The 25737-nt window shown below is 59.1% G+C and carries 25 protein-coding genes; 15 read left to right on the top strand and 10 right to left on the bottom strand.

The annotated features are described in order from the left end of the window. Positions 1-4 precede the first annotated feature (4 nt). The 4 genes from AUP74_RS16500 to AUP74_RS16485 all read left to right on the top strand — a co-directional run bounded on the left by AUP74_RS16500 (position 5) and on the right by AUP74_RS16485 (position 3390). Complete coding sequence (locus AUP74_RS16500; protein ID WP_069948518.1) at positions 5-328, top strand: TfoX/Sxy family protein; 324 nt, start codon at positions 5-7, stop codon at positions 326-328. 228 nt (positions 329-556) lie between these two features. Further along, positions 557-976, top strand: coding sequence for an archease (locus tag AUP74_RS16495; protein WP_226999833.1), 420 nt, complete (start codon positions 557-559; stop codon positions 974-976). 6 nt (positions 977-982) lie between these two features. Beyond that, positions 983-2416, top strand: a complete 1434-nt coding sequence (locus AUP74_RS16490; RefSeq protein WP_069948517.1) for an RtcB family protein — start codon at positions 983-985, stop codon at positions 2414-2416. 95 nt (positions 2417-2511) lie between these two features. Then, entirely contained in the window at positions 2512-3390 is an 879-nt protein-coding gene (locus tag AUP74_RS16485) for an aldo/keto reductase (RefSeq protein ID WP_069948516.1), read from the top strand. A 44-nt stretch (positions 3391-3434) separates the two neighbouring features. On the opposite strand, the gene rrtA is transcribed toward AUP74_RS16485, so the two are convergent. The 4 genes from rrtA to AUP74_RS16465 all read right to left on the bottom strand — a co-directional run bounded on the left by rrtA (position 3435) and on the right by AUP74_RS16465 (position 7021). Next, complete coding sequence (gene rrtA, locus AUP74_RS16480; protein ID WP_069948515.1) at positions 3435-4064, bottom strand: rhombosortase; 630 nt, start codon at positions 4062-4064, stop codon at positions 3435-3437. A 62-nt stretch (positions 4065-4126) separates the two neighbouring features. Beyond that, positions 4127-4783, bottom strand: coding sequence for an SLATT domain-containing protein (locus tag AUP74_RS16475; protein ID WP_158514577.1), 657 nt, complete (start codon positions 4781-4783; stop codon positions 4127-4129). A gap of 149 nt (positions 4784-4932) precedes the next feature. Further along, positions 4933-6279, bottom strand: a complete 1347-nt coding sequence (locus AUP74_RS16470) for a Na+/H+ antiporter NhaC family protein (RefSeq protein WP_069948513.1) — start codon at positions 6277-6279, stop codon at positions 4933-4935. Between the two features lie 115 nt (positions 6280-6394). After that, positions 6395-7021, bottom strand: coding sequence for an MliC family protein (locus AUP74_RS16465; RefSeq protein ID WP_069948512.1), 627 nt, complete (start codon positions 7019-7021; stop codon positions 6395-6397). Positions 7022-7296: 275 nt separating this feature from the next. On the opposite strand from AUP74_RS16465, the gene AUP74_RS16460 reads away from it, so the two are divergent. The 3 genes from AUP74_RS16460 (at position 7297) to AUP74_RS16450 (ending at position 10420) form a co-directional block, all read left to right on the top strand. Then, the gene (locus tag AUP74_RS16460; protein ID WP_069948511.1) at positions 7297-8673 is read left to right on the top strand and encodes an SLC13 family permease; all 1377 of its coding nucleotides are present in this window, start codon (positions 7297-7299) and stop codon (positions 8671-8673) included. A 95-nt stretch (positions 8674-8768) separates the two neighbouring features. Then, complete coding sequence (locus AUP74_RS16455; RefSeq protein WP_069948510.1) at positions 8769-9425, top strand: hypothetical protein; 657 nt, start codon at positions 8769-8771, stop codon at positions 9423-9425. A gap of 182 nt (positions 9426-9607) precedes the next feature. Further along, positions 9608-10420, top strand: a complete 813-nt coding sequence (locus tag AUP74_RS16450; protein WP_069948509.1) for a metallophosphoesterase — start codon at positions 9608-9610, stop codon at positions 10418-10420. Between the two features lie 11 nt (positions 10421-10431). Here AUP74_RS16450 and AUP74_RS16445 read toward each other — a convergent pair whose 3' ends face one another. Both AUP74_RS16445 and AUP74_RS16440 read right to left on the bottom strand, forming a co-directional pair. Next, the gene (locus AUP74_RS16445; RefSeq protein ID WP_069948508.1) at positions 10432-11790 is read right to left on the bottom strand and encodes a 3-oxoacyl-ACP reductase; all 1359 of its coding nucleotides are present in this window, start codon (positions 11788-11790) and stop codon (positions 10432-10434) included. A 23-nt stretch (positions 11791-11813) separates the two neighbouring features. Continuing rightward, positions 11814-13097, bottom strand: coding sequence for an acetyl-CoA C-acetyltransferase (locus tag AUP74_RS16440; RefSeq protein WP_069948507.1), 1284 nt, complete (start codon positions 13095-13097; stop codon positions 11814-11816). A gap of 233 nt (positions 13098-13330) precedes the next feature. Here AUP74_RS16440 and AUP74_RS16435 point away from each other — a divergent pair, with 233 nt between their 5' ends. The 3 genes from AUP74_RS16435 to AUP74_RS16425 all read left to right on the top strand — a co-directional run bounded on the left by AUP74_RS16435 (position 13331) and on the right by AUP74_RS16425 (position 15614). Further along, positions 13331-13999, top strand: coding sequence for a DNA-3-methyladenine glycosylase I (locus AUP74_RS16435; RefSeq protein ID WP_069948506.1), 669 nt, complete (start codon positions 13331-13333; stop codon positions 13997-13999). A gap of 107 nt (positions 14000-14106) precedes the next feature. Further along, positions 14107-14568 carry a Spy/CpxP family protein refolding chaperone gene (locus AUP74_RS16430; RefSeq protein ID WP_069948505.1) on the top strand — a complete coding sequence of 154 codons (462 nt, stop codon included), beginning with the start codon at positions 14107-14109 and terminating at the stop codon, positions 14566-14568. Between the two features lie 137 nt (positions 14569-14705). After that, complete coding sequence (locus tag AUP74_RS16425) at positions 14706-15614, top strand: hypothetical protein (protein ID WP_069948504.1); 909 nt, start codon at positions 14706-14708, stop codon at positions 15612-15614. 10 nt (positions 15615-15624) lie between these two features. Here AUP74_RS16425 and AUP74_RS16420 read toward each other — a convergent pair whose 3' ends face one another. Beyond that, positions 15625-16635, bottom strand: a complete 1011-nt coding sequence (locus tag AUP74_RS16420) for an AraC family transcriptional regulator (RefSeq protein ID WP_069948503.1) — start codon at positions 16633-16635, stop codon at positions 15625-15627. Between the two features lie 148 nt (positions 16636-16783). Between AUP74_RS16420 and AUP74_RS16415 the strand changes: the two genes are divergently transcribed. The 4 genes from AUP74_RS16415 (at position 16784) to AUP74_RS16400 (ending at position 20946) form a co-directional block, all read left to right on the top strand. After that, complete coding sequence (locus AUP74_RS16415; RefSeq protein WP_226999832.1) at positions 16784-17317, top strand: 2,4'-dihydroxyacetophenone dioxygenase family protein; 534 nt, start codon at positions 16784-16786, stop codon at positions 17315-17317. Positions 17318-17329: 12 nt separating this feature from the next. Beyond that, entirely contained in the window at positions 17330-18343 is a 1014-nt protein-coding gene (locus tag AUP74_RS16410) for an NAD-dependent epimerase/dehydratase family protein (RefSeq protein WP_069948502.1), read from the top strand. A gap of 84 nt (positions 18344-18427) precedes the next feature. Then, positions 18428-19264 carry an SDR family NAD(P)-dependent oxidoreductase gene (locus AUP74_RS16405; RefSeq protein WP_069948501.1) on the top strand — a complete coding sequence of 279 codons (837 nt, stop codon included), beginning with the start codon at positions 18428-18430 and terminating at the stop codon, positions 19262-19264. A 107-nt stretch (positions 19265-19371) separates the two neighbouring features. Next, entirely contained in the window at positions 19372-20946 is a 1575-nt protein-coding gene (locus AUP74_RS16400; protein WP_069948500.1) for an AMP-binding protein, read from the top strand. A 162-nt stretch (positions 20947-21108) separates the two neighbouring features. Here the strand turns inward: AUP74_RS16400 and AUP74_RS16395 are convergent, their stop codons facing one another. The 3 genes from AUP74_RS16395 to AUP74_RS16385 all read right to left on the bottom strand — a co-directional run bounded on the left by AUP74_RS16395 (position 21109) and on the right by AUP74_RS16385 (position 24514). Next, positions 21109-21723, bottom strand: a complete 615-nt coding sequence (locus AUP74_RS16395) for an SOUL family heme-binding protein (RefSeq protein WP_069948499.1) — start codon at positions 21721-21723, stop codon at positions 21109-21111. A gap of 218 nt (positions 21724-21941) precedes the next feature. Further along, on the bottom strand, positions 21942-22907 hold the full coding sequence (locus AUP74_RS16390) for a transporter (RefSeq protein WP_083261066.1): 966 nt from the start codon (positions 22905-22907) through the stop codon (positions 21942-21944). 149 nt (positions 22908-23056) lie between these two features. Further along, entirely contained in the window at positions 23057-24514 is a 1458-nt protein-coding gene (locus tag AUP74_RS16385) for an amidohydrolase (protein ID WP_069948498.1), read from the bottom strand. A gap of 196 nt (positions 24515-24710) precedes the next feature. On the opposite strand from AUP74_RS16385, the gene AUP74_RS16380 reads away from it, so the two are divergent. Continuing rightward, the gene (locus AUP74_RS16380; protein ID WP_069948497.1) at positions 24711-25598 is read left to right on the top strand and encodes a dienelactone hydrolase family protein; all 888 of its coding nucleotides are present in this window, start codon (positions 24711-24713) and stop codon (positions 25596-25598) included. Positions 25599-25737: the final 139 nt, after the last annotated feature.

Raw genomic sequence — 25737 nt, 5'->3', positions numbered from 1 at the left:
TGCTATGGCTTACAACGAAGAACTGGTAGAAAAGGTACGTGAACTACTACAGGAGAATGACGGGCTCACCGAAAAGCAGATGTTTGGCGGTCTCGCGTTCATGTTGAATGGCAATATGGCCTGTGGCGTCGTCGGGGAAGAGTTGATGGTCCGCGTAGGGCCTGACAACTATCAGGATGCACTGGGCGAGCGCTACACGCGACCGATGGATTACACCGGCCGTCCACTGAAGGGCATGGTCTATGTGGAGGAAGATGCCATTGCCGCGGATCTGGATCAGTGGGTCACCCGGGGTGTCGAGTTCGCCGGCTCCCTGCCGCCTAAATAAAAACCATAATGCGCTACTGGCGGTCACGGAGTATCGTGGCGCGCCAGCCTGAACGCGCAATATGAGGCAGCCGGACTGACTCAGCTTCCATCCGAGCGCTGCCCGGCGCTCATAAGATTTCCCTCCCTTGCTCTTCCTCGTCACAGCTGAACGCCTGCTTATAGCTTCTCGTCCTCGGTGATGGGGGTGCTTGGCTATGCTTACCGAAACTGCATCGAGGAGCCCGCGTTGTCTCCGCACTGGGAACATTTCAGCCACGATGCGGACATGGGAGTGCGCGGCATTGGCAACTCCTTGGCGCAGGCATTCGAGCAGGCCGCCCTGGCGATGACCGCGATCATCGTTGACCCGCCAGCAGTGCGGCCAGCCGAGCGGGTGCCCATTCACTGTGAATGTCCTGACCAGGAACTCTTGTTGGTGGACTGGCTGAATGCCCTGGTTTACGAAATGGCCTGTCGCAACATGCTGTTCTCCCGCTTTCAACTGAAGATTGAAGACGATCGCCTGACAGGTACTGCCTTGGGGGAACCAGTGGACCGCGAGCGGCATCGTCCCACCGTCGAGGTGAAAGGGGCCACCTATACCGCTCTGCGGGTAAAGCAACGGAAAGACGGCAGTTGGCTCGCCCAGTGCGTCGTCGATGTGTGAAGCAAGATGTCGAGTGATTATCCCCTGAAGCGGCAGTCGGAATTCAGCTGGCGTATCGACCCGTTCGGCAAGATGCGGGTACCTGGCATCGTCTATGCCGATGAACAGCTGATAGAGGCCATGGACGACAAGGTATTTGAACAGCTCTGCAACGTGGCGACGTTACCGGGCATTGTGCAGGCGGCCTACGCGATGCCGGATGCCCACTGGGGCTACGGCTTTCCCATCGGTGGTGTGGCAGCATTCGATGCCGACGAGGGCGGGGTGGTCTCGGCGGGAGGCGTGGGTTTTGATATCTCCTGCGGTGTGCGCGCGCTGCGGACCGGTCTCACCGTCGACGAGATCGAGTCCCGCAAAACACAACTGGCGGATGCTCTCTATCGGGAGGTCCCGGTGGGGGTTGGCAGTACCGGTCGCATCCATCTGAACGAAAAGGGCATGAATGCCATGCTGCTGGGCGGCGCGCGCTGGGCGGTGGAGCAGGGTTACGGCGATCCAGCCGACCTGGACCATATCGAGGAGCGCGGTTGTATGCGCGGTGCGGATCCGGGCGAGATTTCCGCCCGTGCGCGCAAGCGTCAGCAGGACGAGATGGGCACGCTGGGCTCCGGCAATCATTATCTGGAGGTACAGCGGGTGGCGGAGATCTATGACTCCAAGATCGCCACCGCCTTTGGTCTACAGGAAAACGATGCGGTGGTGTTTATCCACTGCGGTTCCCGCGGGCTCGGCCACCAGATCGGTACCGAGTTTCTGAAATACATGGTGCTCGCGGCCAGCAGTCATCATCTCGAGCTGCCGGATCGAGAACTCGCCTGTGCGCCGATCAACTCCGAGCTTGGGCAGGCCTATCTTGGTGCAATGCGGGCGGGCATCAATTGCGCTCTCGCCAACCGTCAGATCATCACCCATCTCACCCGACAGGTTTTTGCCGAGGTACTACCCGAGGCGGACCTGACGCTGCTGTTCGATGTCTCCCACAACACCTGCAAGCTGGAAACGCACACGGTCGAGGGTCGTAAGCGAAAGCTGTATGTGCACCGCAAGGGCGCTACCCGCGCGTTTGGCCCCGGCCACCCCGATATTCCCGAGGTCCTGCGGGCAGTCGGCCAGCCGGTACTGATCGGCGGTTCCATGGGCACCGAATCCCATATCCTCGCCGGTTCCAGCCAGGGCGAGACGCTGTCATTCAACTCCGCCTGTCACGGCGCCGGTCGCGCGATGAGCCGGCATCAGGCGACAAAGTTGTGGAAAGGGCGCTCGGTAGTCGATGAGCTGGGGGCGCGGGGCATCGTCATCCGCAGTCCCTCCATGCGCGGTGTGGCGGAGGAGGCACCTGGCGCCTACAAGGATGTGCGCGCGGTCGTCGATGCGGCGCAATCCGCCGGCCTGGCGCGGAAGGTGGCCCGCGTGGAGCCACTGGTCTGTATCAAGGGATGATGGCCGCCGGCCGCTACACTGAGAGACAGACATCCTGGATCACTGGCGCACAGAGCAGCAGCTGCAAAAGCAGGTAATTGGAAGACGGAAGAATCATGACCACACTGACGTTGAACAACGGCGTTGAAATTCCCCAGATCGGTTTCGGTACCGCTGCCATCGGTGAATGGCAGCAGGACGACAGCTTCGTCACCGACACCATCCTCAAGGCCATGGCCGTTGGCTACCGCCATTTCGATACCGCCTCTGTGTATGGCAACGAGCGGGCGCTGGGCCGCGCGATCCTCCAGTCCGGTATCCCCCGCCAAGAACTGTTTGTGGTCAGCAAGGTTTGGGATACAGAGCAGGGACCAAAGACCACAGAGGCCTTCGAGCGCAGCCTGGAGCGGCTGCAACTGGACTATCTGGATCTCTACCTGGTGCACTGGCCTGTGCCGGCTTACACAAGAGAGACCTGGGAGGCGATGGAATCTCTCCATGACGCCAGGAAAATCCGCGCACTGGGCCTGTCCAACTTCCGCAAGTCAGATATCGAGCAGATCGCCACCTTTGCCCGCATCAAGCCCACCTATAACCAGCTGGAACTGCATCCCTACCTGGTGCAGCAGGAAATGGTGGATTACTGCCAGTTTCACAAGATTGCGGTTTCCTGCTGGTCGCCCCTCGGCTCGGGGAGTTGGAGTGGTGTGGAGACGAAGGACAAGCCCATCGTCGATCCGGTGATTGTCGCGCTGGCGGACAAGTACGATGTCAGCGCCGGCCAGATCATTCTCAAATGGGATGTGCAGCAGGGGCGAATAGTCATCCCCAAATCCGAGAAGCTGGAACACATTACTGCGAACTTCTCCCTCTGGGACTTCGAGCTGAGCGACGAGGAAATCCAGTCGATCAATGCCCTAAACCGGGATCACCGGTTTGGCGCGGACCCGGATACTGCCCACGAGAGCAACAAGAACGTCGCAGTGCCCGATTGATGAGTATTAAAGCAGGGTCAGTGAGAGTTCACCTGCTTGGAAATTCAACGGCGCAGCGCACCTGTACCGCTCGTGAATAGCTGCCCGAGCCGGATACCGATTGCTACAGTAATCCCAACAGCGATGCCGCTGGCCACACCCCAGAAGTGCGTCTCAAAAATAACCGGCACACCGGTCCAGCGCTCGACCACCGCGCCCGTGGTACCGAACCACTCCGAATAGACCTTGACGGAGAGCAGCACAAGCAGGAAAAGGCCCCGCCAGCGAGATGAGCGCTCGCTGATTTCCATGGTGGCCCCCATGGCCAGCAGGGCGTGAATCAGGCCCGACAAACCCTGAAACTCATCCAGACGGTGGGCAAAAACCAGCAGGCTAAGACCTGTCATCGCACTCAGGGTGACCAGTCCAATCAGTACGTAGTGCTGTGGTTGACGGTTGGTGAACAGTGTCCAGCACAGCAGCAGCGCAAGGCAGTTCACCAGCAGGTGATTCAGGTTGGCGTGAACGAAATGTCCACTGAGAATACGCCAGTAATCCCCACCCAGTATCAGTCCTCGTTCGTAGCGCAGCAGCTCTTCAAGATGCTGGGGGGCGAAGGAAACCCCACAGGCGAGTGCGATAGCGAGGCCCGGCACGGCCCAGTGGCTGATGGCATTTCGGAGAGCTTGAACCATGGCAATAGACGCTTTTGTTTTTTTGTTTTAGGTCGCATTTGGGGCAGTCAAGGTTGCCAACTTCAAGTCATGACTGCAGCGGAATTTCCTGTATGCGAAGCATCGGAGCTAGTGGGGCAGGCGACTGTCGCTTCAAGCTTGCCGCGTCGCGCGAGCTGCAGCAGTGAGGGCTCCCGCTCCGCTTTCAGGTTCTGCACCCGCAGTGCCTCACGGTATACCTTGTCCGAGACGATATATTCTTCGGCCCGCTGGTTGATCTCGCTGTAACGGGCATTCAGTTCAGCAATCTTCATCGACAGATGCTCAAGATCCAGAATGCCATCAAAGTACAGGGCAATCAGGCGTTCACACTCGCGGGCAATGGCCAGGTATTCGTTACCCACCTCACGGTGGCCCTCGTAGTTTTTCTTGAAGTTGAAAAAGGTTTGCACACCACCCAGCAGGGCCGTGAGCAGTGCCAGTGCGGCGCCTGCCCACTTGGTCCAGTCCGGCAGCTCTGCATTGATCAGGGAGAAAAACAGGGAGCCGAGGAACAGGTTGATCACCACGATCGGCACCCCGCAGAGCACATGCAGGTTGCGGCCGCGCATGGATGCACGAAAGTGACTGTGCTTACACAGGTGGGCGTTCCAGCGGAGTTTGTCCAGCACCTCAACTGTATTGGGGATGGTGCCCTGTGCGGCAACGGGTGTGGAGGTCTGGGTGCAGGATTGAGACATCGCCATCGATCGACCGGGTCCTTTTGGCTACAGGCTGAGAAGTCATTGTGCCTGCATGATGGCGTTTTTTCAGCGGGAAAGGTAGCGGCACGGCTGCGTGGTTGGGGCGGATTGCTGTAAGGGCAACCCGCGTCCCCGGGTATTGGCGATCAGGAGGACTCTACAGCGGTCACAGGTTGCTGGGTGCGTACACGCTTTGCCCGCCTCAGGAAAATCGACACCAGCGCTGCCAGCCCCAGCAGCCAGCAGTACTGAATGGAGGCTACCAGCGAGAGGGGAGAGACCTTTGCCAGTGAGGAGGCCAGCAGTATCTGCGCGCCCCAGGGCAGCAGCCCCTGCACGGCGCAGGAAAAGATATCCAGCAGGCTGGCGCTGCGGCGCGGGTCAACACCGTAGCGGGCGGCGATATCCTTTGCCAGCTCACCATTCAGCAGGATGGCAACGGTATTGTTGGCAACGCACACATTGGTGGCTGCCACCGCGAGCCCGATACTCAGTTCACCGGTGCGGGGCCCGTGGGCCTCTCGGCCGCCCAGGCGAGTGATGCGGTCGATGACTCCAGCAAGCCAGATCAGCCCGCCGCCGGATTTCATCATGGCCCCGAGGCCACCGATCAACAGGGACAGGATGAGAATTTCCTGCATATTGGTGTAGCCCGCATACACGTCCTTGGACAGGCTCACCAGGGTGTAATCGGGCTGCAGACCCAGGCCGACGGCCCCTGCCAGGAGGATGCCGGCGAACAGCACCAGCAGCACGTTGACACCCAGGATCGCCATGGTCAGGACGGCGACGTAAGGCAATACCCGCAGCAGTTCATAATCGCCAGGGGCTTCCACCACGGCGGTGGAGCTCTGGGAGTAGAGCCAGATCATTGCCAGCAGTGCTGCCGGCAGCGCGATGCGGAAGTTCATGCGGAACTTGTCCCGCATGTCGACATTCTGGGTGCGGGTGGCGGCAATGGTGGTGTCGCTGATGATCGACAGGTTGTCGCCGAACATGGCTCCGCCCACCACCGTGCCGACGGTCAGTAACAGCGGCAGGTCCGTGGCGTCCGCAACGCCTACGGCGATGGGCGCAATGGCGGCAACGGTGCCCATGGAAGTGCCCATGGCGGTGGCCACGAAGGCGGTGATGACGAACAGCCCCGGCAGTACCATTGCCGGAGGGATCACGCTGAGGCCGAAGTTGACCGTTGCATCCACCCCGCCAACCGCCTTGGCCACACTGGCAAATCCACCTGCCAGCAGGTAGATCAGGACCATGGTCACAATGGTGTGATCGCCCACGCCGCGGACAAAAGTCTCGATACGCTCGTTCAGTGATCCCCGGGCCAGCCAGATGGCCAGGGCAATGGCAGGCAGGATCGCCACCGGTGCCGACACCTGGTAGAAGGCAAACTCCACCCCCTGGGCCTGGAACCAGAGGCCTGTGCCGACGAACAGGGCGAGAAAAACGGCGAGGGGCAGAAGGGCCAGCGCGGAGGGTTTGGTCATGGATACAGCTTTGACGGACAGCGGAGAAGGGCGGCGATTATAAAGGTAGGCTGTAATTTGACCAATAATTCTCCGGTTGGGGCGCTGGCTTTCCGGTTATAACGGGTTGCGGGAGTTATTGCTCCGTTTTTGGCTCACAGCGAATCTCTTCCGCCCCAAATCCCCAGGTGATGCGCAACTTTTCCTGCTCCTCCCACAGGGTTTCATTGCGGCCCTGGTATCTGGTCCCATCGGCTTCTGGCTGCAGATACATCAGTGAAACTCTATCCCCGCGCTCGGCAATCAGCGTGGGCGGATCTGTCTCGAAATAGGTCACCACCAGTTCGTTGGCCGGGTTACCGTCGCAGGCAAAGGCCACGGGCCCCCTTGAGGGCACCAGGCGGTAGCGCGCCTGCAGCTCGGCGATGCGCTGACGGTAGCTCTCCTCCACACAGGCACGCTTGTCGTCACTCTTCCAGCACTCGTTGCGACCTTTGATCCAACCGCGCTGCTCGGCCCTGAGAATCGGGGGGTGTTCGTTCTCCGCCTTCTCACTGGCCGCAGCGTAGACCTGTGCAAGTTTGCGATCCAGCTCTGCCAGTGCCTCGTCCTGGCAGACCATGGCTTCCATGCTGCCCGCTTCCACCTCGCTGCAGTCAAAAGACGGGCCGGTCATGTCCGCCACCGCAATGCCTGCGGATACAATGAGGCCGGTAAGTGCAACAAGAAGCCGATAGCCGGTATGGGCAGAGCTGCTACGCATTGTCTTCGTGCTCCCTGAGGATACTGATATAGGTACTTCTGTATAAGGATAGCTGCACCAAGGTAGGCGGAGATTCAGGACGCCCGTCGCGTGCTTTGAGAGACCTGAATGCCCTCACGCAGGGAGAACTCCCGTGCTGAATTGCGTTACCCTATGGGCCCATTTGGGCTGCGACCTCCGGTATCTCGGGCGCGCGGGGCGTCGAGTGCATCACCTCCCGGCAGTCGTTAAAGAAATATAAGAAGGCCGGCTCCACGGCAGCAAAGGAATCTCCAATGGCATTATCGCGGCAGCACTTCATTGTTATCGGTCCGGTTTTGGCTTTTGCTTTCTTCTGGTTACTCGATGCTGTGGGCATGCCCTATCTGCCGGCCGTGACAGCCGCGATTACCCTGCTGACCGTGGTCTGGTGGATCACCGAGGCACTGCCGATTCCTGCCACCTCGTTGGTGCCTTTTGTGCTGCTGCCGCTCTTTGGTGTGGCGGACCACAAACTGGTGGCCTCTTCTCTGGGCAGCCATGTCATTCTGCTGTTGATGGGCGCCTTTATGCTGTCCAAGGCGCTGGAAAAGAGTGGCGCCCACGAGCGTCTCGCGCTCTACATGCTGCGCATTGTGGGGGTGTCCAGCGGGCGGCGGCTGGTGCTGGGGTTTATGCTCGCAGCTGGGCTGCTCAGCATGTGGATTTCCAACACCGCCACCACCCTGATGATGCTGCCCATAGCCCTCGCGATTCTGTCGCGGGTGGAAAACCGCAAACTGACGGTCGCGCTGGTACTCGGCATTGCCTACGCCGCCAGTCTCGGTGGAGTGGGGAGCCCTATCGGTACTCCGCCAAATGTGATCTTTATGGGTATATATGAGGAGGTCACCGGGCGGGGCTTCAGTTTTCTGCAATGGCTGTTTATCGGTGTGCCGGTAGTGCTGGTGACGCTGCCCATTATGGCCCTGTGGCTCACTCGCAGCGTCCACCTCGACAAGACCATCGAGCCGCCTACCGTGGGGGACTGGCGTCCGGAAGAGGTACGGACACTCGCAGTATTCGGTATTGCCATTCTCGCCTGGGTTACCCGCAGTGAACCCTTCGGTGGCTGGAGCGGCTGGCTGGGCATTGAGGGTGCCGGAGACAGCACCGTGGCTCTGGGCGCAGTGGTACTGCTATTCCTGGTACCCGATGGCAGGGGCGGACGGTTGATGGACTGGCAGACCGCAGAGAACATTCCCTGGGGCATGTTGCTGCTGTTCGCTGGTGGTATCGCAATCGCCAAGGGCTTTGCCGCCTCAGGTCTCAGTGACATGTTGGGCAATGGGCTCTCCTTCCTCACCGCCATGCCCCTGTGGCTGATGCTGGTCCTGCTGTGCCTTTCGGTTACTTTCCTGACCGAGATCACCAGCAATACCGCTACCGCCACGCTGCTGATGCCGATCCTTGCCGTCGCCGCGGAATCTGCGGGTTTCGATCCCATGGTACTGATGATCCCGGCCGCCATGTGCGCCAGCTGTGCATTCATGTTGCCGGTCGCCACGGCCCCGAACGCCATTGCCTACGGCACCGGTGTGGTGAGGATGCAGGATATGGTGCGCGAGGGTGCGGTACTCAGCGTGCTGGCCTCGTTGATTATTGCCGGGATGAGTTGGTTGCTGCTGACCTGATAGGGATTTCGACCGGAATGTTGAAGCCGGTTTGGCTGGCCCCGGGGGCCAGCTGTTAACCTTGTGAGATTCCATAGGCAGAAGGAGCTGTCTTGATGAAAAGTCTGAAGGTGATTCTGTATTTTTTACTGCTGGCTTTTTCACTGCGATCCACCGCTGCCACGCTGGAAAAACCGGACGATATTGCTGAGCTGCAAGCCGCACTGAGAAATCAGCCTGAGGCACAGCGCAGCTTTTATATTGAGTTTGCTGCGGCGATGGATGGTCGGCAGGTCGATGCCTTCATGCGTAAGTACGGTCTGCAACCTATCAATATCGGTGGCCAGTATTTCGCTTTTGACGAGCAGCGTTATTTCTCCATCACCGATTTCACTTTGTATGACGCCCCCTTTCCCGAATACCTGAATTACATCTTCGCGCGCCATAATCAGCGTCTGGCAACAAGGCGCTATCCGGGCAGTAGAGTACAACGGGGAAAAGTTTATGATCCCTCTGTGGTTGCTTCTGCTGACGAGATTGACCCGAATGTGGCGGTGGTCACCTGGATCAAGGCACAGATGCACGGTAGCTATAGCAGTATCAATCGATTAGTGGGCACTCCAAATGGCCATAGGATTCTGTTCACCCATGAGAATTATGCGGACAGGATCATCGAGGCTCATACAGAATATAAGCACCTCAAACGAAAAATCCCGCCGCTCGATGACGGCCAGATCGAGCGTCGAATGCACACCGAGCCTCAAGGCGACTAGCTGCCGGCGAAAAAAGAATGCTGCAGTCGGTTCGAACCTGGCGGACTTCGAGCCGACTCAGAAGTATCGCGGTTGCCGCTTTCCTGACAGCTCAATGATCGCTGGGGGCGCCCGCTCCCTCCCCGTACCCCTGGCCACAACTAGGCTTGCCCTAGTTATTGACCGTTATATGAGGGCGCCCGATGGGTACGCTCCTGCAAGTAGGTGCGAACACCAGTGGCAGGGACTTTGTCGTCGGTGATGTGCACGGACACTATTCCCAGCTGCAACGGCAGCTGAATCGACTGGGTTTTGACTCTGCCGTAGACAGGCTGTTCTGCGTCGGCGATATCGTGGATCGTGGCCCCGAGAGTGAGACGATGCTCGGTCTGGTGGACCAGCAGAGCTGTTTTAGCGTGCTCGGTAACCACGAAGCGATGATGATTGCAGGGTTTGAGGATCCGGCGGATGCCGATCTGCACTTGTCGAATGGCGGCCACTGGTTCTACGAGTCGGCCCCGTCATTGCGGAAACAGTACGTAGACCTGGCACGTAAATGGCCCTGGGCGATCGAAATCGAGACGCCACACGGGCGGGTTGGCCTGGTGCACGCCAATGTGCCGAGGGGCAGCTGGGACCAAGTGACTGATCAGCTATTGGCAATGGAAGGGGAATGGCTCTCCGGCGCACCACTTACCAGTCACGCGGTTGAATACGCGGCGCAGAATCTGCTGTGGAACCGGACGCTGGTGCTGAGGCTCTACAGCGAGTTTCTGGAGTCCGAAGACAACAAGCAGCAGATTTTTGCCCAGCGGCAATCTCCGCATATTAATGAGTGGATCGCACAGGGTACCGCGAGGCAGTTGGCGCCGTTCGAGATCGAGGGAATCAGCGGTGTTTACATGGGGCACACCTATGTGCCCATGCCGATTCAGGTGGGCAGGTGCCATTTCCTCGACACCTACCGCGGGGAGCCGGGAGAAGCGTTGGGCATACTCTGCCTCAACGCTACTTAAGTGATCGGCCGTCAGGCCCCGATCAATCCCTGACCGCATACGCGGATCGTATTGCCGTTAACCCCGTAAGCACCCGGTGAGGAGAGAAAACAGACCAATTCGGCCACATCCCGTGGCTGGCCGCCCTGTTTGAGGGAGTTGAGACGCCGGCCGGCTTCTCGGGTAACAAACGGCATGGCATCTGTCATGGCGGTTTCGATAAAGCCTGGCGCCACCGCATTGGCACAGATGCCGCGTTCGGCCAGCGCCGGCCCCAGCGCAGCCACGTAGCCAATCAGTGCGGCCTTGGTGGTGGCGTAGTTGGTCTGGCCGAAGTTGCCCGCCACCCCACTCATGGAGGACAGATAGACCAGTCGCCCGTGCTCCCGGATCAATTGCGCATCCAGTAGTGCCTGGTCGATAGCAACGATCGCCTCCAGGTTGACCTGCATAACCTGCTGCCAGAAATGCTCCGGCATTTTGCCGAGCGTCTTATCGCGGGTAATACCGGCGTTATGGACCAGGATATCCACTCCACCAAATTGCTCGCGGACAAACTCCAGCAGCTTTGCCGGTGCATCAGCGGCCGAGATATCCAGCGCCAGCGCCTCGGCACCCATCTCCCGGGCGACCCTCTCCAGTTCCTCTGAGGCGGCGGGAATATCCAGGCAGATCACCTGGGCACCTTCCTGGCGCAAGCGCTGTGCTGTCGACAGGCCGATACCTCGGGCGGCACCGGTTACCAGGGCAACCTTGCCGGCCAGCAATTGCTCGCAGGGTAGCTCCGCCGGGGACTTGGTGTGTGCGGTTACGGTGATCGCCTGGCCGGACACATATGCAGTCTGGGGACCGCAGAAAAAACGCAACAGCATATCGAGCCGATCGCCGGCGTTGCGGGCCACATAGGCCAGGTTGACGGTGATGCCTCTGGGGCCCAGTTCCTTGCCGAGAGAGCGGCTGAAGCCCTCCAGGCCCCGCGCAACCCCGGAGGCGACTGCATTTGCTGCCTCTTCTGGATGTGGTGCCAGCAGTAAAACCCGGCCATTGGTGGCAATGCGGCGCACGATGGGGTGCAGCCTTTCGTAAAGCGCCGTGTAATCCCCGGGGGACTGACAACCACTGCCATCCACGACCAGCATGTCGATGCGCTCCTGTTCTGCTAACTCGTCGGCACGCAGAATCTCGGCATCGGCAGCCTCGAGCAGCTCACGCAGGGGTGCCTCCAGGTAGCCATTCGTAGTGCTTACCAGCAGCGCACGTTTACCGCTGAACGGCTGTGGCTGGTAGGGACCATTTTCACGGGCGAGGGTGACGGGGTTCGGCAGGCCGATCGATTTTGCCAGCCAGCCGGTCATCGGGTTGCTGTTCAGTTGTTTCAACAGGTCGGACATAAAACTTTTTTATTGTTCACTGGTTATTTTTCAAGGATGGCGGTCACCGCCTGGCCGCCGGCGGCACAGACGGAGATCAGCCCACGGCCGGAGCCCTTTTCATTGAGAATCTTTGCCAGGGTGGCAACGATTCGTCCGCCGGTGGCAGCAAAGGGGTGACCGGTGGCGATGGAGCTGCCTTTCACATTGAGCTTGCTGCGGTCGATGCTGCCGAGAGCCTGCTCGAGCCCGAGCTTTTCACGGCAGAATTCATCGGATTCCAGCGCCGCCAGTGTGCACAGCACCACCGCGGCGAAAGCCTCGTGAATCTCGTAGTAATCGAAGTCCTGCAGGGAGAGGCCGCGCTTGGCCAGCATGCGCGGAATGGCGTAGGCGCCCCCCATCAGCAACCCCTCGTTGCCGTCTACGTAGTCAACGGCGGCAACCTCGCCGGAAGTGATGTAAGCGAGAATGGGAAGGTCCCGCTCCCTGGCCCAGTCCTCGCTCGCCAGCAGCACCGCGGAAGCACCATCGGTGAAGGGGGTGGCATTGGCGGCGGTAATGGTGCCGTGTTCGCGGTCGAAGGCGGGTTTCAGTTTGGCCATCTTCTCCAGCGTCGCATCTGCACGCAGGTTGTTATCCCTTTTCAGCCCGTGGTAGGGCATCACCAGATCATCGAAGAAACCCGCGTCATAGGCCTCGGCCAGGTTCTGGTGGCTGGCCAGTGCCAGCTCGTCCTGGGCCTCACGGCTGATACCGAATTTCTTCGCTGTGATCTGGGCGTGCTGGCCCATGGTCTTGCCGGTGCGGGGTTCGGCCCCGGTGGGCATTTCGGGCACCAGGTGTTTCGGGTTCAGCAGTTTGAGGGCGGCTTTGAGCCGGTCTCCGGTGGTGCGGGCGGCGTTGAGTTTTACCAGCGCGCGACGAAGGTCGTGGCTGGCCCCCATGGGAATATCTGAGGTTGTATCCGTGCCGCAGGCAATGCCGCAATCGATCTGCCCGAGGGCAATCTTGTTCGCGACCAGAATGGTGGCTTCGAGGCTGGTGCCGCAGGCCTGCTGGATATCATACGCGGGCGTATGCGGGTCCAGTCCGCAGCCAAGTACCGATTCCCGCACCAGATTCCAGTCGCTGGCGTGTTTCTGCACCGCACCGCCAGCTACCTCGCCGAGCTTCTCGCCCTTCAGGCCGCATTTCTCGATGAGCCCGCGCAGGGTGTCGGTGAGCATGGTCTGGTTGCTGAGATCGGCATAGGCCGTATTGGAGCGTGCAAACGGAATGCGGTTGGCGCCGACAATGGCGACGCGTCTGGGTTCACCGATCTGCATGAGAGCGTCCCTCTGCTAGTTACCTGGACTACTGAATTCAGCGTAGGTTATATGCTGTGGCTCTCGCGGGGCAGGTTAAAGTGAGACAGGGCCGCTGGCTGATTCGCTCAATCCTGATTCCTACAGCTCCCGTGGGCCCGGTTAGCCGGAATGGCGGTCTTTTCGGCGGGCCTACCGGGGCCGCTTTGCGGCATAATCCGTTGAGGAACTGAGTACGGAATAGGGAGCGACGAATGCGGTCATTCGATGATATAGAGGCACCGGTAATCGAGCGCTTTGGCAGCCGCAAGGCGCTGGATGCCGAGTTAGCCAAACCCAAATCCAAAGCTGTGTTACGCAAGGTTCCCGACGATCGCTGGCTGTCGGAAGCGTCCCGGGCGGTGATGCAAGCGGGGTTCAACTGGACGGTGGTTCGAAAAAAGTGGTCCCGCATTGAGGAAATTTTTCATGGCTTTGACCTGCACCATTGCGCCTTTATGCCGGATGAGGGGCTGGAGGATGTCATGAAGCAAGATGGCATGATCCGCCATTGGGCAAAAACCAAAGCTATCCGTGACAACGCGACTTTTTTTTTCGAGCTTTCGCGGTCCCACAATGGACTGGGCAACTACTTTGCGAGCTGGGAACCGACCAGTTATGTGGAGAATCTTCGAGCGTTGCAGAAGGGCGGCTCGCGGCTCGGCGGTCGCACCGGACAGATTTTTTTGCGGCGCATGGGGGTGGACTCGCCGATATTCTCTCCAGATATGGTTCTGGCACTGGTACGAGAAGGGGTGGTATTGAAGTCACCCTCGTCTAAAAAGGATCTGACCGCTGTGCAGGAGGCACTAACCCAATGGCAGAGTGAGTCCAAGCGCAGCCTCAATGAGATCAGCCAGATACTCGCCTACTCCGTGGGCTAAAAGAGAGCGGCTTACTCTTCTTGATGGTTGCTTACCCGTGCTTACCCCTCTTTACCCGGAGCTGGCCTAGCATTCTCCTACCAAAAGCAAACACAGGGGAATGCCCTATGAAGAACTGGCAACAATTCGCAGGTTCAGTCGTCCTGGCAGCGACCATCGCAATTCCGGTTTCCGGCTTTGCCTTTGCAGAGAAGGCCGGCCAGCATCACTCAAAGCATCGGGCTTTTGTCCATCTGGCCAGTGAGCTCGATCTCACTGACGAGCAAATTGCCCGGATCAAAGCCCATCGCCAGGAGCATCGAGAGGATTATCAGGATTTGCGCGGCGAGTATCGACAGTTGCGCGGGCAGATCAGTGATGCGATCGCCGCTGGCGCAGATGAAGCTACGCTGGCCCGTCTGGCGGAGCAGCTGGGGCAGGTCCAGATTGCCCGGGCACAATTGAAGCATGAACAGCGGGAGGCGTTGGCGGCAATCCTGACGCAGGAACAGCGGGCAGAGCTGGAACAGCTGAGAGCGGAGCGCAAGGAAAAGCGGCAGCAGCGCAGAGAGCGTCGGCAAATAGGCTAGAGCCCCTCGTGGTCAAAAAATACACTGCCCATCGGCCATTGCGATAAATTCTATCTACCAGCGGTCATATAACTGCTGGTAGACTTTTCTTTTACCCTGAGCTGTACCCACCCGTTTCCGTAGCTGACAGGGAACCCATGAGAAAATCACTCTGCCTCGCTTCGCTGCTGTGCAGCCTGCTACCCGCCTTTTCTGCGATCGCTTTTCCTGATGACAGTGCCTGTGGTGGAGCCTTACCACCGACGCGCATTGTCGATGAGGAACGAGAGTTCACTTACACCAAAGGGAAAGGACACTATCAGGTCCGGTTCAACTATACGGGTGATAACTGGACCCATGCCGATGTCGCCGCGATCGAGGTGAAAACCAGCCGACCCATTGCGGTGCTGCCTATGCAGTACACCAGGCCAGGCGGGATGATGCCCGGGGCCCAGGTCGATGACCAGTTGATCGGACAGCAGTGGAACCTGATTACCCAGGCAGAGATGGCCAGGAGACTCTGCAAACTGGGGTTTGTGGTTTTTACCCCGTCGATCAGTGATTACGGCGAGAACCTGGATGGTTATCAGGCGTTTGAGCACTTCATTGCCGGGCTGCACAAGGGCAACCGCAATATTCAGACGGTGCTACTGACCGCTGATGCTCACAATCCCAATATCCAGAACCCGCTGCCCGGTGCGCAGATGCTGGTGACGGGAACCAATCCTCGTGATGAGAACTGGGAAGCGATTATCCAGCGACACGTCGCGCCTTTTTACAAAAAGGTGAATTTGGGCAATCGCGGTGCGCGGGTTCGAGGAGGGCATTCGGATGTAGAGGGTTCGTCGGCGGCCTGGCATCCCCTCATCGAGCGTGCGGCGGAGTACGGGCCTGCCGTTACCATCATGGAGGTTTCCCGGGCGATCGATATTGTTGAGCAGGCAGGTTCCATCGAGGCCGGACGGCAATGGGCCGGTCCCTTGTTTGATGCCATAGCGTCGGCAATGCACGAATATGCAGTTGTTACGAAGAGCGGGCGAGGTGCAGCCGCGCACCGGAGCCACTAACTGTGCACTGTCAGCTGTCGCCATTCTCCCGGTTTTGCTGTTGCCACTGACGTGGCGACAGGCCGGTCCAGCGCTTGAAGTTGCGACTGAAAATGGACACATCGGCGTAGCCCAGGTTCAGAGCCAGATCGGTGATGGACTGTTGCCCAAATCGGAGGTTCAGTTCCGCAATTTCCATGCGGGTCTCCTGCAGAAGTTCCCGGAAGGTTACTCCACGGGTTTGAAGCTTCTTCTGCAAAACACGCGGGTGCAGGTCCAGCGTGGCCGCTACCCGCTCGATATCGCACTCTCCACTCGCCAGTAAGTTACTGATCACATGGCGTACCTGGGCTTCCAGGTTATCCGGGTAAAGTGATTCGAGCTGATGGATTCGCTCGCGGAAATGTTCACGAATCAGATCTTCGTTGGGAGTGGGCTTGCGGGGCAGCCAGCTGGCGGGAAAGCTGATTCCGCAAAAGTGACTGCTGAAAACCAGCCGCTCGGCATATCTCTCCGACTGCCAGTATTCGCCCTCCGGCTCGGCCTGCAATAGATGGATCTTCAGCGATGTCCCCGCCCCCTGCACCAATTGCCACAGGATATTGAAAGCCTGCCCGGCACTGAGCTGCATCAGTTGCAGAAGACCACTTTCATTACTGAAGTTGAAACTCAGCTGTAACTCCAGCTGCTCTCCATTGATCTTCTGGGTTACGTCGACGCCGTAAGCATGTAGCCCGATATGCTGCTGTGCGTAGGCGACAACACTTTCGATCGTTGCCTGCTGCGAGGATGACAAAGCCATCTCTCCCAATGCCAGCATACTTTGCCCGGCAGCGAGCCGTAAGCCGAACAGGGGCTCACCACAGCGCTGCGCCGTCAGGTCCAGCAGGTCGGCGAGGCGGGGGTAGGAGATATAGCTATTGGGCTGGCGTATCTGCGCCGCTGTCAGGCCGACTCTGGCGAGCAGTTCGTTGGGGTTGTGTCCCAGCTGGCTGACCAGTTGCTCGTAGCGTTCGATAGCACCGCTGCGAATCAGAAACATCGTGAATAGGGGAGCCTGCGTGTATCGGAGGTTCGTAAAATATCAACTTTGGTTCGCAAAAAGTCAAGTTAGACCGACGCCAGATTACCTAGACTGGCTGCTCAGAATTAGGGACGAACACAGTCCCACCGATGAGAGAGGCAAGGCGATGAGTGAAGCAAAGACCCCTGTTTTGGAAATGCTGGCGGCGATGCAGTCAGGTGGTGTGGTATCCCGCGATGATGCCCGCGAAGCCGTTCTGTTGCAGGAGGCAGACCTTCCCTGGGTGAGCCTGCCGGATGGTTCATTTTTGCAGGTGCTGCATATCGACCTGAACCAGAATCTGTGGGTGATTCGTAGCCGCTTCAAGCCCGGCTTCTGTGTGGATACCCACTATCACACAGGTCCGGTATTTGCCTTTACCAAGTCCGGCGAGTGGTTCTACAAGGAATACCCGGACAAGATCAACAAGGCGGGCTCCTACCTCTTCGAGCCGGCTCACTCTGTACACACCCTGACCGTGGCCGATGACGCGACCGAAGAGGCGGATGTCTGGTTCGCGATCTTCGGTAGTAATGTCAACATCGACGACGACGGCAATGTCACCAGCGTGCTGGACGCAAAGACTGTAATGAATCTCTATCGCGCCTTGTGTGAGGCGGAAGGTAAGAACTGTGACAACATGATCGTGGTTGGCGAATAACGGAGCCCGCATGTGAGCATTCTGGATTCTGCGTTTGTTACCGGTGCTGGTGGGTTTATCGGTCGTCACCTCGTGCGGGCGTTACTTGAGGACGATATATCGGTCGTCGCACTGATGATGCCGGGAGAACCGATCCCCTCCGAGTGGGGCGAACGGGTCCGTGTAGTCACCGGTGATGTTCGCGAGCTCCGCGGCTTGGGTTCGGAAATCGGCAAAGTCGATGTGATTTTTCACCTGGCAGCGGTGGTCAGTGACTGGGGCGCGCAGCAGACCCATGTGGACATCACCGTTGGTGGCACCCGTCAGGCGATTGACCTCGCGTTGGACTGGGACGCGCATTTTGTAGTGACCACCAGCGTTTGTGCTTATGCGAGTGCGCTGGCAAAAGGTGCACTGGATGAAGACAGCCCGGTAGGCCGGCCGACTTCCCCCTACGAGTTTGCAAAGCAGGAGCAGGAGCGAGTCACTCTTGAGGCAGTGCAGAAGCGTAGCCTCCGGGCGACGATCGTGCGCCCTGGGAATGTGTTTGGTGTTGGTAGCGGTCCCTGGGTAAACCTGATGGTCGATATGCTTCATCAGGAACAAGCCTGCCTTCTTGGTCGTGGCGACTGGGATGCGGGGCTCGTAAACGTAAAAAACCTGGTCGCTCTACTTATCGCAGCAGCTCGCTCGAACTGGTCCAACGGCGACATTTTTGTTGCTGCCGATGGTTTCGGTATCACCTGGAAAACGTATCTCGGAAACCTGGCCGAAGTGGCAGGGGCGCCTGGCCCGACTTCTGTACCGAATTGGCTGGCGCGGGGACTGGCTCCGGTGCTCGAGTGGATGGGTCGTCTTCGCCGACAACAGGAGCGCCCGGTGGTAACGCGACAATCCTACCGTTTGATGGGTGGTCCAAACGAATTTTCCTCAATGAAGGCAAAACGCCTGCTGGGATACCGTCCGGTGGTGACTTTCGATGAGGCAATGGCGGAGCTGGCGGAGCATTTTGACAGTGCACCGGTCCGGTCTCTGCGGCCGGCCTGACCCGGGGGCGACGGTTAGTACCAGCGATCCCTGCACCAGCTCGAGAGAGCAATGTAAATTTGAGTATTTAGAAGGTGACGAGCGATGAGCAAGTGGAAACATGGCGCCCCCAGGGTGGCATTTATCTCTGGCGGTGGAAGCGGTCTGGGTCTGAGGCTTGCTCATGAGCTTGTGCAGGAAGGTGTCAAGGTGGCGATCTTCGACTTGTATGTCGATGACGCTGTGCTGGCTGACCTGCGCAAACAGGCGAGCAATGGCGGCTGGGTGGAAAGCTACACCGTCGATATTACAGATCCCGACGCGATCGATATCACAATGGATCTCGCTGCCGCTGAAATCGGTGCACCGGAGTTTGCCATTAACTGTGCGGGTATCCTGCGCACCGCCGAGTTCACCGAGCTTCCCTATGAAATTTTCGAGCAGACGATCCGAGTCAACCTGATTGGTAGCCGTAATTTCGCCGCTGGCGCACTTCGCCATATGCAGTCAGGAGGGCATCTGGCGCTGGTGGCCTCTCTGGCAGGCATCTGCGGCAGTTATACCCACGCCGCCTACTCCGCATCCAAATTTGGTGTTGTGGGCCTGGCAGAAGTACTGCGGACCGAACTTACCCCGAAGGGCATCCACGTGTCCGTTGTTTGCCCGGGGGAAATCCAGACCCCGATGCTGGAGGAGGAGCGCCGGGTGGGCCGTGTCGTGGCTGAGGTGGTCAATGAGTTTGCCGGAGTCATGCCTGTCGATAAGGCCGTGGCTGGCATACTTGCGGGACTCCGCAGGCGCCAGTACATGATCACCCCGGGATTCCGGGCCCGACTGACCCGGGCACTGGCCCGCAAGACAACCACACTCTTCCATCGTATTGTTGACGGAAAAGTTCGTGCGGGACTGGCTGCGGAGAGGCAGCTCACCGCAACTGAATAAAACTAACTGTTATCTGGTGCGGGCGACCTTGTTCTGCGGACGTAGGCACCCGGTACCAGCTCAATATTGAAAAACAGCTTTTGAGAGAAAAACCGGAGACCAATAACATGAATAATCCCGGCCTTAATCTGGAATTCGAGAACCTCGCCCAATTTATTGAAAAGGGCTTCGATCGATTCGCCGACCTGCCGGCCTTTCACTGCCTTGGGCAGACGCTGACGTATGCCGAGATCGAGGAAAAATCCCGCTGTCTGGCCCAGTGGCTCCAGCACGAAGCGGGCCTCAAGGCCGGCGATCGCATTGCCATACAGCTGCCTAATATCAGCCAGTATCCGATTGCGGCATATGCGGCCCTGCGTGCCGGCCTCGTGATCGTGAATACAAACCCGCTCTATACCCCACGGGAAATGCAGCATCAATTCTCTGACTCCGGTGCCCGTGCCCTGGTAATCCTGGCTGACTTCCTCGACAAGTTTGAGGCGATCAGAGCCGATACCACTATCGAACAGGTACTGGTAACCGGTGCGGCCGATCTGCTCGGTAGCCCGGTGAATGCACCTGCGGGCTACCAGAGCCTGGTCGGCGCCATTGAACGCGGCCGTGAACTGCCAGCGTTGGAAAGAAGTCAGGCCAGACCGGATGACATCGCTGTGCTGCAGTACACCGGTGGTACTACCGGTGTGGCCAAGGGCGCCTGTCTGACGCATACCAACTTGCTCGCCAACGCCGCCCAGGTATTCCAGCGTCTCGAGCAGTGCACGGAAGAGGGCAGGGAAACCTTTGTGTGCCCGCTGCCGCTTTATCACATCTACGCATTTACCGTGAACATGCTGACCCTGTTCAGCTGGGGCGCGATGAATGTATTGATCCCCAATCCGCGCGATCTCGATAGCTTCGTCAAAGCAATCGAACCATTTCCGTTCAGTGGCTTTGCAGGTATCAACACTCTGTTTGTCGGGCTGTGTCGCCACCCGGAATTCAAGGCGTTGGATTTCAGCAACCTGAAAGTGACCTTTTCCGGCGGTACCGCGCTTACCAGTGCCGCCGCCGACCTGTGGGAATCGGTCACCGGGTGCCGGGTCACCGAGGGGTGGGGGCTTTCTGAGACCTCACCGGTGATCACCCTCAATGAATTCGGCGCTCAGGAGATCGGTACCGTTGGTACACCTCTGGCCGATACAGAGGTCCAGGTTTGGGATAGCGAGGGCCGACCTGTAGTGCCGGGTGAAAGTGGCGAGCTGGTAGTGCGCGGACCGCAGGTCATGGCGGGCTACTGGCAGCGCCCCGCTGCAACGGCAGAGGTGATGCAGGATGGTTTTTTCCGTACTGGCGATGTAGGTCTGGTACAGGAGAATGGCAATATCCGCATCGTGGATCGACTCAAGGACATGATTATCGTGTCCGGCTTCAACGTGTACCCCAATGAGGTGGAGGATGTGCTGTGCCGCCACCCGCAAATTGTCGAAGCCGCTGTCGTGGGGTCCCCCTGCGACAAGACCGGTGAGGCCGTCAATGCCCATTTGGTGGTGGATGGTGAACTGGACGAGGCTGCGATCATTGCCTTTTGTCGCGAGCAGCTGACAGCCTACAAGGTTCCGAAACATATCCATTTCCACAGCGAACTGCCCAAGTCCACTGTCGGTAAGATTCTGCGGCGCGAACTGCGGACCGAACCTGCCTGATAGGCTCCGGCCCGCCACGTTCAGTGGCGGGCTACCTTTGTCACAGACTGCTTCACGCAAACCGAAGTTTGTCCCCTGCAGCTGGCAGTCCACACAAGCAGCCCGCCCACACAAGTAGCCCGCCATTTTGCCTTGCCTGTTGGTGGCAGTGGCTCTGTAGGACTAGTCGTAAGCAATCATCACTTCATTGCGGCGCAGGAATGGTAGCGTCCAGGGCGGGTTGTAGCGGGCCAGTTCTGGTTGGCCCGAGGCTTTGAGCCCCTTGTTGTCCATCCACCTCACCAGCTCAGCTGTCTTCTCTGCCACCTTGTCCTCGCCCGCAAGGCCGGAAAAGCGGATTACTGCGTAAGTACGTTGCGGTATTTGTCGCAGTGTGACGGCCTGGTTGTTGGGACGTGGCAGGGTTTCCATGGTGTACTGACTGGGCATGACGAAAGAGACCCGCCATTGGCCACCGGACTGCTCCATGCTGACTGGTGCCGTCATGCTGATTTTTTCGGAGCGGGGTTGCATTGCCACAGGGGCAGTCATTTCAATCTTTTCACTGCCACCGGCACGGGCCGTGTTGTTGCCGAAGATATAATTGGCCAGCAGTTTGAAGCCCCTGCCTGAAGCTTCATCCATCGAGCCGGTTACCTGAACCTCGGCAACAATCCTTGGCTTATAGGCGCGCAGCTCGAAAGGCTTGGCTTTCTCGATAATCGCGTATTCCGGCTCCTCGATCGCCATGGCAACACCTGCAAACAGTGACAGCAATAATCCCAGTAAAAATTGCATAAATATCGTGCTCCACTCTCACCGGTGTTACGCAGAGTATAGGTGGCAAGGATCATTGCCCGTTGCAGATTGTCTGGTGGTGAGCCCCTTTGCGCCGCCATTTGGCATGGCAGGCAGATACAAGCCCCAGTGAAATCCTCTTGATGAGCCGGCTTTCTCGGTGGAAGCATTTTGTGGTTGCGTGTTCAGGGAAAACGGCGCCTTTTTCATCAAGCGGCTCACCAGGTAAAGGAGACGCTAAGGGCAAAAGTCTCCGAGTCGAGGCCTGTCTGGCGCCGGGTCTGTGAGCCAAGGTACGAAGCTTTGAGCCCCAGTGTAGGAGTGAGCGGGTGGGCATAACTCAGCTTCCAGCCAACGTTCTGCTGCTTGTCGTCTTGAGCGATACCATTCAACTGGTTTTCACCGCCGTAGTCGAAGCCGAGACTGATCGATACCCACTGGCCCGCGGAGAATGCGTAGATCAAGTGGCTATGGAGGATGTAGAGCGGTCGTTGCTTGAGCGTATTGGAACGGACGAATTCATCATTCTCGCCGTGCAGGGCAATTTCACCGGTGAGTTCGACGGACCACTGCCTTCTGGAGTGCACGACTCCCAGCTGGGGCCTCAACACAAACCGGTTCTGTCCCAGGTTGAGCAGCCTGTCTTTCTGGTAGTGCCCGGTGGGAAGCCGAGCATTCAGTGCAACCCCGACGATCGTTTCAGTGGTTTCGCTGGCGCGGTACTCCCTGAATGCTTCGCCCCGTAAAGGTGGTGCCCCATAGAGGTTCATTGCGACTCGCACAAAGGTGTCCGAGGCTCCCTCCCGTGCCGTTGTCGCCGCGATGCCATCCAGTAGGCCGGCCCACTTTGCGCTCTGGTGAGCCTGCAGGAGCTCAAATCGGTAGGACTTGTTCATCCACTCGAAAGTACGAACGTATTGCGCCGCCTGTGTATCCAGATGCTGTTCAACATCTTCCAGCAGCAGTGTCGGGTTGAAGTAGATGTCGGCGTTGGTCTTGACCAGTGCCAGCGTAAGATAGTTTTCATCGATTGGCAGATGGCTCCACCGCCTGGGCTCCGGGTCCAGGGCGTTGCAGGAAAGTGGTGCCTGCAGAGCGGCCGCAAAAGTGATGAGTAAGACCAGAGTAATCGGCCGACGGCCTGCGCGTCCCTGATGGTTGATGGATAGTCCTTTGGTGTTCATTTCAGCAGGCACAGCCGCGGTGAATAGTTACAGGGTAGCCGCGTGGCTGGCTTTATGGCGCTGCCGAGAGCTTCTCGGGTCGTCTGGTGTTCGGAGGGGGAAAGGTGGGGAAGGGGCCGCGTGACGACCCCTGAGGCAACAAGAGGTAATTACTTCCGGTAATCCAGCGGCGGTTCGCGATCACCAAGCAGCGGTACATACTTGAAGTCGTCACCGCGTTTCTGCTCAAACTCCTGCTGAGCTTTTTCCACCAGGGTGGGGTCACGCAGCAGTTGCATACCGGCGAGGGTCAATGTTTCCGCCGCCAGCAGCATACCCTTGTGGCCGATGCTGGTGCCGCCGGCGGCGACGGCCTGCCATGTGTGGGCGGAGGTGCCCGGTACCCAGGTGGCGGTGCCGAAGCCACCGGTGGCCACATTCCAGCTGACATCGCCCACGTCGGTGGAGCCGGACAGAGGCGCCTCGCTGGGATCGTAGGGGGCAATGGTTTCCTGGTCGCCAATCTCGTGGCCGGGGCGATTGGCCAGCCCGTCCAGGCTCTTGGCGAACTTAAGTTCCTGGGCGGAATACTCGAGACCGCCAAACTGGCGCATGCTGGCGTCCAGCAAGCGGTTCAGGGTCTGGTTGGGCAGCAGGCTGTGGTTGCCGTGAATCACCTCCCACTCCACGCTGGTGCCGGTGCCCTGCGCCGCCGCACGGGCAATCTGTTCCACACGCTCCCAGATCGGCTCCAGGTCAGCGGCAGTGTTGTCCCGTACGTAGTAAAACACTTCGGCATCCGCCGGGACCACGTTGGGAGCGCCGCCACCGTTGGTGATGACGTAGTGAATGCGGGTGCTGTCCGGCACGTGTTCACGCAGCATATTCACCATAAAGTTCATCGCCTCCACGCCGTCCAGCGCCGAGCGACCGCGCTCCGGTGCCGCAGCCGCATGGCTGGCCACCCCCTTGAAGCGGAACTTGGCTGAGCGATTGGCCAGGGTGGAGCGGGGCAGGGCGTCGTTGCGGTCGCCCGGATGCCACTGCAGCACCACGTCCGTGCCCTCAAAGGCGCCGGCACGGACCATATACACCTTGCCGGAACCGCCTTCTTCGGCCGGAGTGCCGTACAGGCGGACTTCCCCGGAAGTGCCGGTTTCCTCGAGCCAGCGGCTCAGCATGATCGCCGCGGCGGTGGAGCCGGCGCCGAACAGGTGGTGGCCGCAGGCATGGCCGGCTGCCTGTCCTTCGATGGGACTGTGTTCAGGCACTGCCTTCTGGGCAACGCCCGGGAGGGCGTCCATCTCCGCCAACAGGCCAATGACCGGTCCGCCGCGGCCCTGGCGATAGCTGGCGACGAAGGCCGTGGGTATTTCCGCGATACCGGTCTCGATCGTGAAGCCAGCCTCTTTCAGGTGATCCTGGATCGCCGCGCTGCTGAGGGTCTCCTGGTAGCCTACCTCGGCCCAATTCCACAGGTTGTCGGCGAGGCCCGTGGCCTGGGGGGCAATACGTTCGGACTGGGCGTCGACCCAGCTGGCATCGCTGGCGAGAGATGCCTTGTCATAGGCGTGGGCCGCGGGGATGGCACCGGCGAGCGCCACAGAGACAAAGAGTTTTCGGATCATGGTGGTTCCTGTTTTTATGCTATTTGTGGTTGTCGCGCTTTGCTGACACAGTAAGAGCCTGCTGCCATTGTGCACAATGTGGCGTTCGGTTTCACGGCGAGCGACGGCTGAGTGATTGCTGAGCGTGGCAAACCAGGCCAGTCATACCGGCGTAGTAAGCAGGAGAACAACATAATCACTAAGGAGAGCTGTGACCATGTGTGATGAACTGACGAGCAGGGCCGCTGAGGCGTACTTTTTCCGTCGTGGCCTCAGTCGCCGCGATTTCGGCAGGCTTGGCCTGGGCGCTGCACTGGCGAGCATGATGCCGGTCACAGCCAATGCACTGGCGGTGAAAGAGTCTACCGTCACGGTGCCGACCCCGGATGGTGAGGCCAATGCCTACTTCGTCCACCCGAGCAAGGGGCAGCACCCGGCTGTGGTCCTGTGGCCGGATATCTTTGGATTGCGTCCGGCTTTCCGGCAGATGGGAAAGCGGCTGGCGGAATCCGGTTATGCAGTACTGGTGGTCAACCCTTACTACCGCACCATGAAGGGCCAGCTGGTACCGGACGATGCACAGTTGATCGGCCCGGAATTACGCAAGGCAATCTGGCCCAAGGCTCGTGAGCAGGCGGGCACCCTGTCCCCCGAGACCTGCGTCACCGACGGCCGCGCCTTCATTAAATTTCTCGACCAGCAGCCCGCTGTGGATACCTCCAAGCCCGCCGGTACCCTGGGCTACTGTATGACGGGATCCTATGCCTTCCGCCTGGCCGCAGATATGCCTGAGCGGATCGGCGCCGGAGCATCATTCCATGGTGGCGGGCTCGTCACCGATAAACCCGACAGCCCGCACCGCCTGGTTCCCAAAATCCAGGCCGGCTTCCTGGTGGCCATTGCAGAGAATGATGATGAGCGCGATCCGGAGGCCAAAGTGGAATTGCGCAAGGCTTTTGACCAGACTGGCGTGCCGGCGGAAATCGAAGTGTACGAAGGCACATTGCACGGATGGTGCCCGCCGGACTCCATGGCCCATAACCCCAAGCAGGCGGAGCGGGCCTGGCGTGAGTTGCTGGTCCTGTTTGAGAGGAACCTGATCTGATGGCGTGGCGCCGGCTGCGGTAAAAATGCAGCCGAGCCAGCGCTCAGCCTGCGCGAATATCGATCACGTCTGCCCGTTACCGCAAATAGCAAACTGGAGTGCGACTTTTCATGTTGTGGCCCTCCCTCAGGCAGACAGT

This window comes from Microbulbifer aggregans (assembly GCF_001750105.1).
Classification (GTDB): domain Bacteria; phylum Pseudomonadota; class Gammaproteobacteria; order Pseudomonadales; family Cellvibrionaceae; genus Microbulbifer; species Microbulbifer aggregans.
The sequence above is the reverse complement of the archived record's forward strand: the minus strand, read 5'-3'. Positions and strand labels throughout refer to the sequence as shown.